This window comes from Mycobacterium sp. RTGN6 (assembly GCF_033804605.1).
GTDB lineage: Bacteria > Actinomycetota > Actinomycetes > Mycobacteriales > Mycobacteriaceae > Mycobacterium.
The window spans coordinates 99,790-115,903 of the sequence record NZ_JAPZKZ010000011.1 but is presented as its reverse complement, the minus strand read 5'-3'; the positions used below and the strand labels follow the sequence as shown (position 1 = coordinate 115,903).

Annotated in this window: 14 protein-coding genes; 10 read left to right on the top strand and 4 right to left on the bottom strand. The window is 68.9% G+C overall.

Annotated features, from left to right (window positions below):
- Positions 1 to 23 precede the first annotated feature (23 nt).
- The 6 genes from SLQ33_RS25495 to SLQ33_RS25470 all read left to right on the top strand — a co-directional run bounded on the left by SLQ33_RS25495 (position 24) and on the right by SLQ33_RS25470 (position 6,510).
- The gene (locus SLQ33_RS25495) at positions 24 to 1,499 is read left to right on the top strand and encodes a carboxyl transferase domain-containing protein (protein ID WP_319456685.1); all 1,476 of its coding nucleotides are present in this window, start codon (positions 24 to 26) and stop codon (positions 1,497 to 1,499) included.
- Positions 1,500 to 1,527: 28 nt separating this feature from the next.
- The gene (locus SLQ33_RS25490) at positions 1,528 to 2,145 is read left to right on the top strand and encodes a GntR family transcriptional regulator (RefSeq protein WP_319456684.1); all 618 of its coding nucleotides are present in this window, start codon (positions 1,528 to 1,530) and stop codon (positions 2,143 to 2,145) included.
- Positions 2,146 to 2,350: 205 nt separating this feature from the next.
- The gene (locus SLQ33_RS25485; protein WP_319456683.1) at positions 2,351 to 3,805 is read left to right on the top strand and encodes an MFS transporter; all 1,455 of its coding nucleotides are present in this window, start codon (positions 2,351 to 2,353) and stop codon (positions 3,803 to 3,805) included.
- A 28-nt stretch (positions 3,806 to 3,833) separates the two neighbouring features.
- Positions 3,834 to 4,751, top strand: coding sequence for an ABC transporter substrate-binding protein (locus SLQ33_RS25480; RefSeq protein ID WP_319456682.1), 918 nt, complete (start codon positions 3,834 to 3,836; stop codon positions 4,749 to 4,751).
- A 6-nt stretch (positions 4,752 to 4,757) separates the two neighbouring features.
- Positions 4,758 to 5,735 carry an ornithine cyclodeaminase family protein gene (locus SLQ33_RS25475; protein ID WP_319456681.1) on the top strand — a complete coding sequence of 326 codons (978 nt, stop codon included), beginning with the start codon at positions 4,758 to 4,760 and terminating at the stop codon, positions 5,733 to 5,735.
- A gap of 142 nt (positions 5,736 to 5,877) precedes the next feature.
- Positions 5,878 to 6,510, top strand: a complete 633-nt coding sequence (locus SLQ33_RS25470) for a DUF2786 domain-containing protein (RefSeq protein WP_319456834.1) — start codon at positions 5,878 to 5,880, stop codon at positions 6,508 to 6,510.
- Here SLQ33_RS25470 and SLQ33_RS25465 read toward each other — a convergent pair.
- Positions 6,507 to 7,058 (bottom strand): TetR family transcriptional regulator, encoded by a 552-nt coding sequence (locus tag SLQ33_RS25465; RefSeq protein WP_319456680.1) that lies wholly within the window; start codon positions 7,056 to 7,058, stop codon positions 6,507 to 6,509. The two genes, SLQ33_RS25470 and SLQ33_RS25465, sit on opposite strands and share 4 nt — an antisense overlap.
- A gap of 103 nt (positions 7,059 to 7,161) precedes the next feature.
- Between SLQ33_RS25465 and SLQ33_RS25460 the strand changes: the two genes are divergently transcribed.
- The 4 genes from SLQ33_RS25460 (at position 7,162) to SLQ33_RS25445 (ending at position 12,298) form a co-directional block, all read left to right on the top strand.
- The gene (locus SLQ33_RS25460; RefSeq protein ID WP_319456679.1) at positions 7,162 to 8,295 is read left to right on the top strand and encodes an FAD-dependent oxidoreductase; all 1,134 of its coding nucleotides are present in this window, start codon (positions 7,162 to 7,164) and stop codon (positions 8,293 to 8,295) included.
- A gap of 39 nt (positions 8,296 to 8,334) precedes the next feature.
- Positions 8,335 to 9,171: a VOC family protein gene (locus SLQ33_RS25455; protein WP_319456678.1), complete on the top strand. Its 837-nt coding sequence runs from the start codon at positions 8,335 to 8,337 to the stop codon at positions 9,169 to 9,171.
- 27 nt (positions 9,172 to 9,198) lie between these two features.
- Positions 9,199 to 10,575 carry an NAD(P)/FAD-dependent oxidoreductase gene (locus SLQ33_RS25450; RefSeq protein ID WP_319456677.1) on the top strand — a complete coding sequence of 459 codons (1,377 nt, stop codon included), beginning with the start codon at positions 9,199 to 9,201 and terminating at the stop codon, positions 10,573 to 10,575.
- A gap of 130 nt (positions 10,576 to 10,705) precedes the next feature.
- Entirely contained in the window at positions 10,706 to 12,298 is a 1,593-nt protein-coding gene (locus SLQ33_RS25445) for a hypothetical protein (protein ID WP_319456676.1), read from the top strand.
- A 20-nt stretch (positions 12,299 to 12,318) separates the two neighbouring features.
- Here the strand turns inward: SLQ33_RS25445 and SLQ33_RS25440 are convergent, their stop codons facing one another.
- Genes SLQ33_RS25440 through SLQ33_RS25430 form a run of 3 tightly spaced genes read right to left on the bottom strand, consistent with a single transcriptional unit; the run spans position 12,319 to position 16,103 of the window.
- Positions 12,319 to 12,717: a hypothetical protein gene (locus tag SLQ33_RS25440; RefSeq protein ID WP_319456675.1), complete on the bottom strand. Its 399-nt coding sequence runs from the start codon at positions 12,715 to 12,717 to the stop codon at positions 12,319 to 12,321.
- A 3-nt stretch (positions 12,718 to 12,720) separates the two neighbouring features.
- Entirely contained in the window at positions 12,721 to 14,655 is a 1,935-nt protein-coding gene (locus tag SLQ33_RS25435) for a primary-amine oxidase (protein WP_319456674.1), read from the bottom strand.
- Positions 14,652 to 16,103, bottom strand: coding sequence for an APC family permease (locus SLQ33_RS25430; protein ID WP_319456673.1), 1,452 nt, complete (start codon positions 16,101 to 16,103; stop codon positions 14,652 to 14,654). Before SLQ33_RS25430 ends, SLQ33_RS25435 begins: the two co-directional genes overlap by 4 nt.
- Positions 16,104 to 16,114: the final 11 nt, after the last annotated feature.

Sequence of the window (16,114 nt, the reverse complement as noted above, 5' to 3'; positions counted from 1 at the left end):
GACCGTCCCGATAGCCTCTCTCTGTGAGCCGAATCGGTGCCGTTGCGCTGCGTGATGCCGTGCTGGACGAAGGATCGTTCGTCAGCTGGGACACCGCGCCGCTCGACGTGCATCCCGAGGCCGAATACCGCCGCGAACTGGCGCAAGCCCGGGCGGCGACGGGCTTCGACGAATCGGTGCTGACGGGCGAGGGCCGGGTGTTCGGGCGCCGGGTCGCCGTGGTGGCGTGTGAGTTCGACTTCCTGGCGGGATCGATCGGCGTGGCCGCCGCCGAGCGCATCACCGCAGCGGTGGAGCGGGCGACGGCCGAGGGTTTGCCGCTGGTGGCGTCGCCGAGCTCAGGAGGCACCCGCATGCAGGAGGGCACCGTCGCCTTCCTTCAGATGGTCAAGATCGCGGCCGCCGTCGAACTGCACAAGCAGGCCCACCTGCCATACCTCGTCTATCTGCGCCATCCGACGACCGGCGGGGTGTTCGCGTCGTGGGGCTCGCTGGGACACGTCACGGCGGCCGAGCCCGGCGCACTGATCGGCTTCCTCGGGCCGCGCGTGTACGAGCATCTGTACGGCGAGCCGTTCCCGCCGGGCATCCAGACCGCGGAGAACCTGCACCGCCACGGCGTCATCGACGGCGTCGTCCCGCTCGAGCTGCTGCGCGCCACCCTGGACCGCGCCTTGAAGGTGGTCTCGGACGCACCTGGATTGCCGCCCGAGCCGCCTGCCGTCGAGCCCGTGCCCGACGTGCCCGCCTGGGACTCCGTCGTCGCGTCGCGGAGGCCCGACCGGCCGGGCATCGGGTACGTGCTGCGGCATGGGACGACGGAGCGGGTGTTGCTGTCGGGCACCGAGCGCGGAGAGGCCGCGACGACGGTGCTTGCGCTGGCTCGCTTTGGCGGCCAGCCCACGGTGGTGGTCGGCCAGCAGCGCACCGTCGGCGGGTTGGTCGGTCCGGCGGCCCTGCGGGAAGCCCGCCGCGGGATGGTGCTGGCCGCGGGGCTGCGGCTGCCGCTGGTGCTGGTCATCGACACCGTGGGGCCCGCGTTGTCGGTGGAGGCCGAGCAGGACGGGCTGGCGGGCGAGATCGCGCGCTGTCTGGCCGAACTCGTCACGCTCGACACCCCGACGGTGTCGGTGCTGCTCGGGCAGGGCAGCGGCGGACCCGCGCTGGCGATGGTGCCCGCCGACCGGGTGCTGGCCGCGTTGCACGGCTGGCTGGCCCCGCTGCCGCCGGAGGGGGCCAGTGCGATCGTCTACCGCGACGTCGCTCATGCCCCGGAACTTGCTGCGGCACAAGGCATTCGCTCGGTTGATCTAATGCGCAACGGGATCGTCGACGTCATCGTGCCCGAGCACTCGGACGCCGCGGACACCCCGGCGGACTTCACCGCACGGTTGTCGGCGACGATCGCCGACGAACTCCACCAGCTGCGATCGGTTCCCGACGCCGACCGGCTGGCGGCCAGGCTCCGCCGCTACCGGCGAATCGGCCTACCCAGCTAGCCGTCCCCCCGGGTTTAGGCTGCGTTTCGTGGCCGAGCCGTTGTCCCGAGTCGAGTCGACTGGCGACTCGATCGCCCATGCGCTGCGGGAGGAAATCCTCGCGGGCCGGTTGGCGGCCGGCGAACGCCTGGTCGAGGAAGCGATCGCCAAGCGCTACGGGGTGTCGCGTGTCCCGGTGCGGGAGGCGCTGACCCGGCTGCAGTCCGAGGGCTTCGTGACGATTGTCCGCTATCGCGGCGCCGCGGTGTCGGAGACGCTGATCCAGGACAGTCGGGAACTGCTGCAGATCCGCCGCGGTCTGGAGATTCTCGCCGCCCAGTTGGCGGCCGAGAATCGCGGCGGGGCGGTCGCAGGCGAATTGGCCGCGTTCGCCGAGGACCAGCACCACGAGCACGGGAACGACGGGCCGTCGTTCCACGAACTGGTCGCCGCCGCGTCGGGCAACCGGCAGCTCGAGGAGATGCTGGCCGGAGTCAACCGTCGAGTGCAGTGGGGGCTCGGCCACAATCCGGAAGCGTCGACCAGTGATCACCGTGTGCTGGCCATCGCGATCGTGAACGGATCGGTCATGCAGGCCGGGTATCTGATGGATGAGCATCTGCAGCGAGACGAGCGCTACTTCGCCGACAAGTTCGACCACGAGTAGAAGTCGCCACCGAGCCAGTGGTTCGCCAATTGTATTACAATCGAGGCTGAGTTTTCGTGTTCGTAACGTAATATGCCTGGTGGGAAACCGTTGTGTAACAGATTTCGTATACAACTTGCTCAGCACGATTTCAGTCGGGGACGACTAGGGGTCGGCTCACCGACGCAACCGCTGTCGGTGTCGACTCACCCACCCGGAGCAAGAGATGTCCCTCACCCGCACGAAGACCGATTCACTTCCCCCCGGCACCACCGAAGACCCCGCCGCGTCGCCCGGGCTGACCGCCGCCTTGGACCGCATCGGCTTCGGCCGGGTCCAGGCTGCCCTGATCCTGCTGCTGATGGCCGGTCTGTTCTTCGACTCGCTCGAGCAGAACTCGACGGGCGCGATGGGCCCGCTGCTCAAGGAGTCCTTCGGCATCGGCAACGGCGAACTGACCATGATCAACACGGCGACGGTGCTCGGCGGACTAGCCGGACGCCTCATCGGTGGCTACATCGCCGACCGCTGGGGACGGCGTGCCGCGCTGAGCCTCAACCTGCTCGTCTACACCCTCGGCGGGCTGATCAGCGCCGTCGCCGTCAACTACGAGATGCTGCTGGCCAGCCGGTTCATCGTCGGCATCGGGCTCGGCGGCGAGTTCACCGTGGGTCTTGCCATCTTGGCCGAGATCGTCGCCACCCGGCACCGCGGCTCACTGCTCGCGACGCTGAACATCTCCTCCGGCGGCATCGGCAACATCGCCTCCTTCGGCTTCTTCTGGCTGGTGCTCGGACCGCTCAACGGAGTCCTCGGCGGCAACGACACCGCATGGCGGTGGACCTACGTACTACTCGCCGTGCCCGCCGTGCTGGTGGTCTTCTTCCGGCGCTATCTGCCCGAGTCGCCACGCTTCCTGCTGTCCAAGGGCCGCGTCGAGGACGCCAACCAGAGCCTGACCCGGTTGGCCAGCGGATCCATCTCCGCGCTGCGCAAGCCCGGCATCACGAAGGAATTCGTCACCGCAGCCGACATCCCCGAGAAGGTCAAGTCCAGCTACGCCGAGGTGTTCAAGGGCCAGAACCTCAAGCGCACCGCCGCGATCGGCGCCGCCTCCTGGATGTCGTTCGGCGCTCAGGTCACCCTGCTGTTCCTGATGCCGATCCTGCTGGTCTCGCGGGGCTACTCACTGTCAGATTCGTTGGCGTTCACCATGATCATGAACATCGGGTCGTTGTTCGGGGCCTGCGCCGCGTCCTATCTGGCAGGCAAGGCGCCACGGCGGCTGACGGTGACGATTGCCGCGGTGCTGGGCTGCATCTCCGCCATCTGCTTCGCGTCGTTCGCCAACACGACGGTATTGATCCTGGTGCTGGGCATGATCTTCCAGTTCTTCACCATGATGCTCAACACGATGCTGTCAGTCTGGTCGCCCGAACTGTTCCCAACCTCGGTGCGGGCCATGGGCACCTCGGTCGTCAACGGGATCGGGAACGTCGCGGGCGCCGTCATGCCCTTCGCCGCACTGTTCTTCTTCGACCGGGCCGGCGTCGCAGGCGTGTTCGCCATGATCGCCGTCATGTACGGACTGCTGGTCGTCGCCGCTCGCTTCGGGCCCGAGACGTTCGGCAAGACACTGGAATCCGTCACCGAGAAGCCCGCCCTGGCCGCGGCGGCCTGACCCACCCACTAGAAAGGAAGTACCGAACATGTTGACGCTCAACATCTCCGCTACGGCACACGCCCTGAACTACGTACCGCAGTACTACGCCGAACACCTCGGATTGTTCGCCGACCGCGGCCTCGCCGTCGCGGCCACCGCGAAGGATCCGTGGACGGGCGTGCTGGACGACCTGGACAGCGGCGCCGCCGACGTCGCACTGGGTGGCCTGTGGGTGCCTGCCATGTACGCCAACACGCCCCGCACGCTGTCCGTCTTCGCTCAGGTCAATCATCAATTCCCCAAGGCCCTGGTGACCCGCACCCCCCGCCCGGACTTCACGTGGTCCGACCTGATCGGACACACGGTGCTCGCACCGGGCATCGGCGGTAGCGCGCCGTACGCCTTCACTGCGGGCCTCGTTCGAGAGTCCGGCGTCGACCCCGCGTCGATCACGTGGCTGCGCGACCTGTCCACCCCGATGTACGTCGAGTTGTTCGAGGCTGGCCTCGGCGAGGCCATCGTGCTCGATCTGGTGAACGCAGAAGCCATGCAGCACAGGGGAACCGGCGCGATCGTCGATGACTACACCCGTTCCGGCGGGCTTGGGCCGAACAGTGTCTACTACTGCCGCACGGACCGGCTCGAGGAACTGTCCGAGCGCCTGGTTCGGTTCACCTCCGCACTTGGCGAGTCGATGCGGCTGCTCAAGTCGGTGAACGTCGCCGAGCTTCGCCCCCTGCTCGACGAACACTGGCCGGCCACGTCGCAGGAGGTGTTGGACGGCGCCTGCGCGCGGATGCTGAACTCTCAGACCTGGGACACGCCGCGCATCGACCAGCCCGCCACCGAGCGGTGGATGCGAATCCTGTTCGAGGAGAGCATGGTTCGCAGCATCCCTGCCTTCGGCGACGTGGTCGACACCACGATCGTCGATGCGGTCGAGTCGACTACGGTCGCGGTCTGATTCACCGTGGTGCTCATCCTGAAGCACTCCGACATCACCGGACTGCTCGACCGCGACGAGGTTCGCAAGGCCGTCGAACTGGCCCACGCCGGGCTGGCCCGTGGAGACTGGCAGAATCCTGCGCCACGATCCATGCGCCTCCCCGGCAACGGGTCGGCGATCCCGATGACCGCCTCAGGCGGCGACTCGGTATCGGTCAAGCTGCTGTGCGATTTACCAGGCAACCGGAGCCAGGGGCTCCCGGTGCAACGCTCGTCCATCGTGGTGACGTCGGCGCTGACCGGACAGTGCGTCGCACTGCTCGACGGCCGCGCGATCACCGCCATCCGCACCGCGGCCGCCAGCGCAGTGGCCACCGATCACCTCGCTCGTAGCTCGGCTTCGGTGCTCGGACTCATCGGCGCAGGCAATCTGGCGATCGAGCACGCCCGTGCCATCGCAGCCGTCAGGAACATCGAGAAGATCTTCGTGTGGTCCCGAAGCGACGCCACGCTCGAGGCATTTTGCGCGGCGACTGACGGGCTCGGCATCCCAGTCCAACCGGCGGCGTCGGCCGAAGCCGTGGTGTCCGAGGCGGACATCGTGTGCACCCTCACCCCGGCACGCGAACCCGTGCTGTTCGGCTCATGGCTGCGATCCGGCCAGCACGTCAACGCCGTCGGCGCACCGCCGAGGCCGGACCATCGCGAGGTCGACTCGGGGGCCATGAAACGGGCCCGCATCGTCGTCGACAGCCACTCCACCGCCATGGCGAAGTCGGGCGGCGTCCTTCTGGCGATCGCCGAGGGAGCCATCACCGAGGAGGACGCACGCACCGAACTCGGACAGGTGATCGTCGGCGCACGCGAGGGCCGCTCGTCCGACGACGACATCACGTTGTTCGAGTCCGTCGGCATGGGACTTCAGGACCTCGCCACCGCCAAGCTCGTCATCGCCCGCGCGGAAGACCTCGGCGTCGGGACGGCGGTCGACCTCAGCGCGTAATCATTCGGGGAGGCCTCACTCCGGTCCGAATTTCGCGCTGCGCTGAATCGTTTGGCCCCACGATCGCCCGGGGCGCGGTGGCATTCTGGGAGAGGTGGATTCCGTATGGCACTTCTGGTGGCTGATCTTTCCGCTCGGCGGGATGATCGCCGGCGGAATCCGGGCGGTCGCCGCGGCCAACGAGCGCCGCGCGGAACGTCGGCTGGAGCGGTACCGAATCAAGCAGCAGACCAAGGTCGCGGTGGCCGAGGCGTCGGGCCGGGGCAGGCTCGATGAAGCCGCCGCCCGGCGTGAGACCACGAAACTGCTCGAGCGGCACGATCGCACCGACGCCCGCTGGCTGGACTACGAGGTCGACGTCGCCAAGCTGCTCGACTGCCCGCTGATGACCGACATGCGCGACCCGCTGACCGTCGCGTTCCACAAGGCGCGTAGCCGTGCCGACTTGCTGCGGCCCGACACGGTCGACGACGTGATCGACGATCGGGCCGCGCTGCTCGACTACCGCGACGCCGTGCACGAGTACGTGTCCGCGTTGGACGTCGCCGAGGCCGAGGCCATTCGCAGGCGCCGCAGCGACTTCTCGCCGGAGGGCCAAGAGCGGATCGAGCGCGCGCAGCGGCTGCTGCGATTGGCGTCGGACGAGGCCGCCACCCCGGGGGAACGTCAGAACGCCTACGCCAAGGCGCAGCGGGAACTCGATGGGCTCATCGCGCTTCCGGCGGCGACGAGGATCGCCATCGAACGCCGCATCGCGGGCCAACTCGAGGCCTAGGGAGCGGGCGCGGTCGCGTACCGGCTCAGCGTCGGCCCGAGCCACTCGATCAGTTCCTCGCGGCCCATCGCGACCACCGGGGGCAGCCGCAACACGAAGCGACACAACGCCATGCCGAGCACCTGCGTGGCGATGAGCCCGGCGCGCCGCGGCGCGTCCTCGGCAGGTACGAACTTGGTGATGGCGGGCATGAGCTGCGCCGCAAAGATGTCCTTCATGCGTTGTGCCGCTTCGGCATTCGTGGTTGCCGAACGCAGCAGCACGACGAGCGCGTCGTCGTCCTCCCATCGCGCGAGGAAGTGTGACACCAACGCCGTCCCCAGTTCGGACGGCGGCACCTCGGATAGATCGGGGAAGCGCAGGTCGAACTCAGCGGCCGCCGCGAACAGCTGGTCCTTGTTGCCGAAGTAGCGCATCACCATCGACGGGTCGATGTTCGCGTCGGCCGCGATGGCCCGGATGGTGGCGGCCTCGTACCCGGATTCGGCGAACCGTTCCCTGGCCGCAGCCAGGATGACGGCCTTGGTCTGATCAGCCTTCGTACCCATGCCAACAAGTGTAGGCCAACAGGTGTTGACTTTTCCAGCACTAGGGCGCAACATGGGAAATACCAACGACCGTTGGCAAAACTTCGAAGACAAGGACACTCCGATGAAGACCACCGACGTACTCATCGTGGGAGCTGGGCCCACCGGCCTCACTCTGGCCGCTTCCCTGCTGGTCAAGGGCATCGACGTGACGCTCGTCGACCGCCAGACCGAGGGCGCGAACACTTCGCGGGCAGCCGCGGTCAACGCCCGCACACTCGAAGTGCTCGAGCCGATCGACGTGACGCGCCGGCTGGTCAAGGAGGGCATCGAAGCCCCAAGATTCGTCATCCGCGACGGCGCCAAGGTGCTCCTCGCGCTCGACTTCAGCGGGCTGCAGACCGCGTATCCATACACGCTGCTGGCTCCCCAGTCGACCACTGAGCGGCTGCTGCTCGAGCGCGTCCGCGAACTCGGCGGCGACGTGACGAGGCCCAAGGTGCTCGCCACGCTCGTCCAGGACGACGCCGGGGTGACGGCTACGTTCACCGACGGGGACACCCTCCGGGCGCGCTACGTCGTCGGCGCCGACGGCATGCACAGCACCGTCCGCGAGCAAGCGGGCATCGGCTTCTCCGGCGGTTCCTACGAGCACTCCTTCGTGCTCGCCGACGCCCGACTCAGCGGCGATGCGCCCACCGACGAGGTCCGATTGTTCTGGGACAGTGAGGGCCTCACCGTCGTCGCACCCCTGCCCAACGGAACCTTCCGCGTCGTCGCGCCCGTGGACGACGCACCCGAGGTGCCGTCGGTCGAGTTCGTTCAAGGACTCCTCGACGCCAGGGGCCCGGGTGGCATCACCGTCACCGAAGTGGCCTGGGGTTCGCGGTTCCGCATCCACCACCGCGTCGCGGACGCCTACCGGGCCGGCCGGATCCTGCTGGCCGGCGACGCCGCCCACGTGCACAGCCCGGCCGGCGGGCAGGGCATGAACCTCGGCATCCAGGACGCCGCTGCCCTGGCCGAAACCCTGGCGGCAGTGCTCGACGGCGGACCCGACTCGCTGCTCGACGACTACAGCGCCACCCGGCGCCCGATCGCCCAACAGGTCGTCGAGTTGACCGACCGGCTGACCAAGCTGGCCACGCTGCCCCGCGCCCTTCGTCCGGTGCGAAACGTGTTCCTCGGCATCGTCGGTCACATCCCTGCGGCAACGCGGGCGCTGGCGTCGCGGTTGTCCGGGCTGGTCTACCGCTGAAACGTTTGGCATGTCGGTGTCATCGGGAACCATGAGGCCATGACCGAACCGAGAACGTATCCCCACGGCGTCCCAAGCTGGATCGACACCGTCGCTCACGACCTCGACGAGGCCAAGCGCTTCTACGCCGGCCTGTTCGACTGGACGTTCACCGACGCGATGCCCGCGGAGGCGCCGGGCAGCTACCTCATCGCCACCATCGGCGGGCAGGACGTCGCTGCGATCGCGTCACCCGATTCGGACGACGAGCCCGTCACGTGGCGCACCTACGTCGCCGTCGACGACGCCGACGCGACCGCCGCAGCTGTCGAAAAGGCAGGCGGCGCAGTCACACTGGCACCCGTCGACGCCGGACCCGGCGGGCGGCTGGCGGTCTGCGTCGACCCGCGCGGCGCCGAGTTCCGGCTTTGGCAGGCGCGGGCCAGGCTCGGCGCGCAACTCGTCAACGCGCCGGGCACGTGGAACTTCAGCGATCTGCACACCACCGATCCGCACGTCGCCGCCGAGTTCTACGCGCAGGTGTTCGGCTGGGAGGTCGACGACGTCGGCTTCGCGACCATGATTCGCAGGCCCGGCTACGGCGACCACCTCGCCGCGACGGTCTACCCCGACATCAAGAAGGTTCAGGCCGACATCTCGGCCCCACCCGGGTTCGAGGACGCCATCGCATGGATGGTGCTCGAACAGCAGGGCCATCCCGAACGCTGGGACGTGACGTTCGCCGTCGCCGACCGCGACGAATCCGCCGCCACCGCCGAGCGCCTCGGAGCGACGGTCGTCGCCACCGAGGGTTCGGAGTGGACCAAGGCCGCCACCGTTCGCGACCCGCAAGGCGCGCAGTTCGTCATCAGCCAGTTCACCCCACCCACGAAGTAGCCCCTGGCAATCTGGCAGCCTGTCCGGATGCAGACGATCGAGGCCGATTATCTGGTGGTCGGGGCCGGCGCCATGGGCATGGCCTTCGTCGACACGCTGATCACCGAGACGGATGCCACCGTCGTCATGGTCGATCGCAACGACCAGCCCGGCGGGCACTGGCTCAGCGCGTACCCCTTTGTGCGTTTGCACCAGCCGTCGGCCTACTACGGGGTGAACTCGCGAAAGCTCGGCACCGACTCGATCGATGCCAGCGGCTGGAACGAGGGGTACTTCGAACTCGCGGGCGGCAGCGAGGTCGTCTCCTACTACGACACGGTGATGCGCCAGCATCTGCTGCCAAGCGGCCGGGTGTCGTACTTCCCGATGAGTGAGTACCTGGGCGACGGCACCTTCCGAACCTTGGGCGGGGACGACTACCGCGTCGAGGGAAAGCGCCGCATCGTCGACGCCACGTACCTGAGCGTCATCGTGCCGGCCATGCGACCGCCGCTCTACGACGTCGCGGACGGCGTCGAGTGCATCCCGCCCAACGGGCTGCCCCGACAACCCGTCCGCGAGCAGTACGTCGTCGTCGGCGCGGGCAAGACGTCCATGGACACCTGTTCGTGGCTGTTGCGCCACGGGATCGCGCCCGATCGGGTGACGTGGATCAAGCCGCGCGAGTCCTGGGTGTTGGACCGCGCCGCGGTGCAACCGGGCCTGCAGTTCGCCCGGCGCGTGCTGGCCGACTTCTCCGCCCAGTCCCGCGCCATCAAGCGGGCCACGTCCATCGATGACCTCTACCTCCAACTGGAGGCGTTGGGCTGCCTGATGCGCATCGACCAGTCGGTCGAGCCGACGATGTACCGCTGCGCGATCCTGTCGCAGCACGAACTCGAGAAGCTGCGGACCATCGACGGCGTGGTCCGGATGGGCCACGTCCGGTCGATCGAGCCCGGCCGTGTCGTGCTCGACGGCGGCACCATCGACACCAATCCCTCTGCGCTGTACATCGACTGCACCGGCGACGGCATCGGGCTGCGCGAAGCGACGCCGGTGTTCTCCCCCGGCGCCATCACGCTGCAGTCGGTGCGCACCTGCCAGCCGGCGTTCAGCGCGGCCGCCGTCGCCCACGTCGAGGCCATGGACGTCGACGACGACACCCGCAACGACTACGTCTGGCCGGTGCCGCATCCGACCGTCCCGATCGACTGGGTCACCATGACCGTCGCTTTCAACCACAACCAGCTCAAGTGGTTCGACGACCCCGACATGATGCACTGGCTCAACCGGTCCCGGCTCAACGCGGTGAGCCACATGCAGACCGACGACGAGGCCGCGGCCAGCGGGGCGGCCATGGCGGCGCCGCGGCTGCGGGCGGCCAACGAGAAACTCGAGGCGCTCCTTTCAGCGCGACGCTGACTTCACACCCGTCGATTCTTCGAAAAGCAAACACCCGTTGGTGATCGTCGTCGAAGATCTGAGGGTCTGGTACGGGTCAACCGGGCACTATTTGGGCGGAAATAGTGGGACGCCCGGAAAGCGAGCTCTGATGGTTGCCATCGTTCGTCCGTCCGTCGTCGTGGGCATCGCCGCCGCAGGTGCGGCCTTCTGGTTGGCTACTGCGCCGGCGCAGGCGAGTACCGAGTGCGACGAGTTGATCTGTACCGGGCTGCGCAACTCCGGCCCGGCAGCCCCGACGCCGAGTCCGCTGTTCGAGGCGATGCTCGTTCCGGCGGCAGCGCAGCCGTCGTTGTCGGCTTCAGCGCTGGATCCGGTGAGCGCGCTAATCGGGATCTTCATCTCCAACGGCACCGCTGAGCGTCCCAACGCGGGGCTGTTGTTCGGCAACGGGTTCGACGCAGCCGCGGGCCAGGACGGCGGCAACGGCGGGCTCTTCTTCGGCTCTGGCGGCAAGGGTGGCGTCGGCGTAGTCGGGGTCAACGGCGGGGCCGGAGGCAACGGTGGCAACGGCGCCTTCTTCATCGGCAACGGCGGTGCAGGCGGTGCGGGCGCCGACGGCGCGAGCGCTGGCGCCTCCGGAGGCAGCGGCGGTAACGGGGGCAACGCGGGCCTCTTCGGAAACGGGGGCGCTGGCGGCCAAGGCGGAAAGGGTGCGGCAGGCGCAGCCGGCGTCAACCCCGGACTGGCCCCACCCGTCGCCCCGGCAGCAGGCGGGCCGAACGGTGCGGACGTCACTTTGCCTGGGATGGGAGTCGCTACCGGCGGAAACGGCGACCCTGGGCAACCCGGCGCAACCCCCGGTCAAGCCGGCGGGAACGGCGGCAACGGCGGCGACGGCCAGGCCTCCAACGGCAATGGGATTGGCGGCACGGGGGGCCAGGCCGGCGCTGGCGGCCCAGGCGCCCCCGGTGGTGTCGGCGGCAACGGCGGCCAGGGCAATGGCAATTTCGACCCGGGAGAAGGCGGTACCGGACAGGGCGGCGACGGAGGTGCCGGCGGTGCCGGAGGCGCAGGTGCTCCTGGCGGCAACGGCGGCAATGGCGGGCGATCCGGCGCAGACGCAAGCGCTGTTCCAGGTACGGGCGGAGCGGGCGGTGTCGGGGGCGATGGTGCGGCAGGCGGAAACGGCGGCACCGGTGGCGACGTGGGCGGCCCGGGCGCCTCCGTTGCCGGATCCGGCGGCGCGGGCGGCACCGGCGGCGGAGGCGCCCAAGGTGGGACGGGTGGCAGCGGCGGCGCCGGCGGAAGTGGCGGCAGTGGTGGCCTGCTGGTGGGCGACGGCGGCACCGGCGGCACGGGTGGCGCGGGTGCCACCGGCGGGACCGGCGCAACGGGTGGCGGCGGCGGTACTGGCGGCACCGGCGGCAACGGGCTCAGCGGACCGAACGTCGGCGGCGACGGCGGTGTCGGCGGCGATGGCGGCACCGGCGGCAAGGGCGGCACCGGCGGCTCGGGTGGCGCGGCCGGCGCCGGGGGCAGCGGCGGAGGCTTGGCGGGTCAGGCCGGCCCGACCGGCTCGGGCGGCGCCGCCGGCTCCGGTGGAACGGGAGGCACCGGAGGCGCCCTTGGAACTGGCGGCGCGGGCGGCAACGGCGGGGAGAGCGATACCCCTGGCTCCGGTGGTGCAAACGGAAAAGCCGGTGGCACAGGCAGTTCCGGCGACAGCGGCAACGCCGGATAGCGCTGCAGGACTGCTCTCGGCTACGCCGGCGTGACGGTCCGTCCCCGCGTGCGCACGTAGAGCACCGCGGTGGCGATCACCACCTCACCGATCGCCACCAGGGTGGCCGCCGTCATCAGCGCCGACGGTGCCGACCCCACCTGCCCGATGGCCGTGCCGTGATGGTGGACGGGCGCCGAGAGGTGCGCGCCGATCATCGCCAGGTTCATCACGGCCACGGTGCACCAGGCCCGCAGCGACCCGCGCGTCCACAGCTCGTAGGCGCAGTACAGACACGCCGCCGCCATCGCGACGATGAGCACGGCGCGCGCCGGATTGCCCGAATCCCGAACCATCGCGGCATGCAGCACGGCCGAGCAGGCCGCGGCCAGCGCGCACGCCCGCCGTCCGAGGACGGCGGGCGTGCGACCGGTAGCCATCGGTCAACTCTCGCAGCAGTGCGCCTTCGGCGCAGCGGGAGCATTCAGGGTGGGGTTGCGGTCGAAGAAGCCCTGCGGCTTGAGTTTGAAGCCGGCGTAGTCGACGGGCATGACGGGCCAGTCCTCGGGCCGCGGGAAGTGCGTCAGTCCGAACGTGTGCCACAGCACGATGTCCTCGCCGTCGATGTCGCGGTCCTCGGCGACCCAGGTCGGGAGCCCGGCGCCTCCTGGGTGCTGGTTGACGAACCGTCCGGCTGGATAGCGTTGCTCCGGATCGTATTTCGTCACCCAGAGGTGCTTCGTCGAGAACGCGGCGCGTGCGGCGATCGAGCTCGACGGGTCGGCCAGCAGCACCGGCTGCCCCTCGGGGTGCAACGCGTAGCCGACGTCCTGTCCGAGCCGGTTCTGCTTGGTCGGGTTCGTCACGTGCCACACCCGCGCCTTGAGGTTGTCGGCGATGCGCTGCGCCTCCGACTCGCGCGTCAGCCGAGTCTTCTTGGGCCGGAACGCATTTCCCCACGGGTTGTCCGGACCCATCGGCACCGCTTCGGCGTCGACCTCCTCGACGACGTTGCAGTCGCCGTCGACCGACATGTCCAGCCGCGCCGAGAACAGGTGCTGGTGGAACGGCGCCCCGAGCCCGGGGGCCATTTCGGTGGCGTAGCCGTCGGGTCCCCGGTAGGCCGACGTGAACACGATGCCGGTGGCCTTGGCCTCCAGTTGGATGGTGCCGTCGAGGTAGAGGTACCAGTAGAAGCCGTAGTCGTAGTTCCCGATGGTCAGGAAGAACGAGATGACCAGTCGCCGCGAGCGCCGCGTCTCGGCCATGCCGTTGAACATGTCGGTGTGCTTCCACAGCACGCCGAAGTCCTCCTCGTGCAGGCAGATCGCGTTCTTCATCACCCGTGGATGACCGTCCTCGTCGGCGATGGTCACGTCGAAGTAGGTGATGTCACCCAGGCAGTCGCAGCCCAGCTCCAGCGAGTTGGTGTAGCGGCCGAACAGATACTCGCCCTGGTCGAAGTAGTTCTGCCAGTAGCGCACCGGTGACGGGTCGGCGTACGGCACCACCATCTCGGCGATCGAGGCCCGGTAGACCACGGGCCGACCGTCGACCGCAATCTGATGCAGCGTCAAGCCCTCACGGACGTCGAACCCGAACCGGAACGTCCAGTCGGCCCAACTGATCTGGTTGCCCTCGACGGTGAAGCTGGCCCCGTCGGGCTGGGTGATCTCGATGGGCTTGAGGTCGGTGCGGGCCGGTGCCGCATGCGGTTCGGCGTCCCACTGTCCGCGTTCGGCGGGCAATGGAAGCTCGAGCTCGTCGGTGACCTTCACGACCGTGCGTTCGGTCAGGTCGACGTAGGCCACCACGCCGTCGATCGGGTGCGCCCACGGCAGGTCGGCCTCGTCGTACTGATAGAACGCGAGCACGCGGACGATGCGTTTGCCTACCTCGTCCTCGTGACCGAACACCCCGGCCGACAACGGAACCGCCCGCACATCAGTCGGATTCAGGTTGCGCTTGCGCATCGCCTCGAGCCACTCCGTGCACTCGAGTAGGAACCCCTCGATGTCCTCGAACTCCTGATCGAGGATCGGCACGTGCCCGTCGGCCGCGGCGTCCAGTGTCGCCTGGCTGACGACGCGGTCCTGCGTAACCGATATCACCAGGTCACTGCCCAGCCCGGTTGCCCTATCCAGCAATAGGACTCGGGCACACCGCTCGATCGGGTCGCCAGGCGCAAAGGCCAGCACTACCTGTTTGTGCGGCTCCTCGAGCGCGACGTAGACGAAGCGGACCTGCTCACCGAGCAGCCCGTGCGTCTCGACGATGCGACGCACGGCACGGATCTCGTCCGCGCTCAGCGGGGTCAGCGGATGGTCGGGGGACGCCGGGGCGGTGTCCGTGACGGTTTCGACGATGGCGGTGCTCATCGGGGCTGCTCCTCTTCAATAGCGGGGTTGGTATGGCCGGCGCGGGGGCGCAGTGCCGCGAGCACGGCACCGCCTGCGAAGGTGCCGACCAGCAGCACGCCGAGCACAGCGGCCGTGGTCGCAGAGCCGCCGACGAGCAGCGGCAAGTTGACGGAGGTCATGACAAGCAGGATCGCCAGGCCGACGAGGCCGAGGCTCGGCGCGACCACCGTGTGCCAGGTCCTGGTGTCGACGCGGCTGCGCCGGAAGTAGACGACCACGGCGACGCACGTCAGCGTCATCAACGCGATGATGCCGACCGACGAGATGCCGACGAACCAGGCGAAGACCTGGGTCACCGGATCGAGCCCGGCCAACGCCGACGCCCCGACCAGTACCAGTGCCGACACGGTCTGCACTGCCGACGCGACGTGCGGCGAGGCATGCCTGGCGTGGCTACGCCCACACGCCGACGGCAGCGCCGCGGTGTTGCCGAGCGAGAAGACGTAGCGGGCCAACACGTTGTGGAAGGACAGCAGCGCGGCGAACAGGCTGGTGATGAGGAAGATCTGCACCAGGTCGCCGGTCACCGATCCGGCGTAACGGGTCGCGGTTTCGGTGAGCATGCCCTCCGGGTTGTCGGTGGCCAGCTTGACGGCACCCTCGTCGCCCCAGGCACTGACCAACACCCAACTCGACAGCGCGTAGAAGCCGCCGATGAGCAACAGGGCGAGGTAGGTCGCGCGCGGGATGGTGCGAGCCGGGTCGCGGGCCTCGTCGCGGAACACCGCGGTGGCCTCGAACCCGATGTAGCCGGCAAGCGCAAAGATCAGCGCGATACCGGGTGCGCCCGAGAAGAACTGGCCGGGATCGAATGCTGCGGTGGACATTCCGCCCGCGCCGCCCTGGCCGATCACCGCGACGTTGACCACCATCACGATGCCGACCTCGCAGATGAGCAGGACGCCAAGCACCTTGCCGGACAGTTCGATGCGGCGGTAACCCAGTACGGCGACGACGGCCATCATTCCCAGCGCGTAGAGGTACCAGGGCACCGCGGGTCCGCCGTGCGACGTGACGAGGCCATCCATCGCGGCACCGATGTAGCCGTACACCCCGCCCTGCACCGCGGTGTAGGACAGCAACGCAAGGAACGCCGCGCCAAGGCCCGTGTGCCTGCCAAGGCCGTGGCCCACGTACGTGTAGAAGGCGCCCGCCCCTGGGACGTGCCGGGCCATGGCGGTGAACCCGACCGCGAAGAGGATCAGCACCGCGGTGCACACCACGTACGAGGCCGGGTAGGCGGCACCGTTGCCCGCGGCGATGCCGATGGGGAAGGTGCCCGCCACGACGGTCAGTGGCGCGGCGGCGGCCACCACCATGAACACGATGGCGGCGGGGCCCAGCCGGCCGGCGAGCCGGTGATCCCGCGGCGCCGCCGTCTTGGGATGTAACGCGTCAGTTGTCATGGCATCGACTT